This window comes from Roseateles sp. P5_E11 (assembly GCF_054049355.1).
Genome location: NZ_JBFUMO010001073.1, coordinates 1 through 977, shown reverse-complemented (window position 1 = coordinate 977; position 977 = coordinate 1). Strand labels below are relative to the sequence as shown.

At 67.0% G+C, this 977-nt stretch carries 1 protein-coding gene; it reads left to right on the top strand.

Features of this window, described 5'->3' with window-relative positions; genetic code table 11:
- Positions 1-138 precede the first annotated feature (138 nt).
- On the top strand, positions 139-858 hold the full coding sequence (locus tag ACXJKR_RS33480) for a GntR family transcriptional regulator (RefSeq protein ID WP_457326532.1): 720 nt from the start codon (positions 139-141) through the stop codon (positions 856-858).
- Positions 859-977 lie beyond the last annotated feature (119 nt).

Genomic DNA, 977 nt, shown 5'->3' with positions numbered 1-977 from the left:
GTGGCCACTTTGTCGGAGCCGAGCTTCATCACGGCGAAGAAGCAGAGCCTGGAGATCTTCCAGCGCGAAGTGCGCCGTTGAACATGCTCGCTGAGCAGAAGAGCTTGCTTACCGCGCCCGCTGGCTAAGATCGCCGGCATGCGGGCCATCGTCGACTCTTCTGCCAGCGCCCCGCGTGCCGGCCGTCCCAATCTGGCCGAGCAGGTCTACGCCCGGCTCAAGGCCGAGCTGAACGACTTCCAGCTCGTGCCGGGCGACCGCTTCTCGGAGGCGGAACTGGGCCAGCGCCTGGGCGTTAGCCGCACGCCGGTGCGCGAGGCGCTTTTCAAGCTGCGCAACGAGGGCTTTCTCGACGTCGAGGCCAAGTCGGGATGGTCCGTGCGGCCGATCGATTTCGGCAGGTTGGAGCAGCTCTACGACCTGCGCGTCGTCCTGGAGCTGGCCGCCGTGGCGCGGCTGTGCACGCACACCGGCACGCCGCCGCCGGAGCTGGAATCGTTGAAGGACATCTGGCTGGTCCCCGCCGCCGAGCGGCTGAGTGATGCCCGCGAGGTGGGCATGCTGGACGAGGCCTTCCACGCCACGCTGGTACGCGCCGCCGGCAATGCCGAGATGGCCCGCGTGCACTGGGACGTGACCGAGCAGATCCGCATCATTCGCCACCTGGATTTCACACGCGGCCACCGCATCGAGGCCACTTACGCCGAACACGCCAAGATCCTTCGTGCGGTGATGCAGCGCAAGGTCGAGCAGGCCCAACTGCTGCTGCGCAGCCATGTGGAGCAGAGCAAGGCCGAGGTGCGCAAGATCACGCTGGCGACGCTGCACGAGGCGCGGGAGCGGTCCAAGAGCGCGTAGTGCGGGACAGCACGTGATCAAGACCCACCGCAAAGGGTCAGCCAAGATACCGAAGAGCCCACCCAAGTTGCCCGCCGCGGCGTACTATCGTCGCAGACGACCTGCCCGCAAGCCGGGTC

Excerpts from the sequence above, each read along its gene's own strand:
- ACXJKR_RS33480 (WP_457326532.1), top strand. The coding sequence starts at position 139 with ATGCGGGCCATCGTCGACTCTTCTGCCAGCGCCCCGCGTGCCGGCCGT.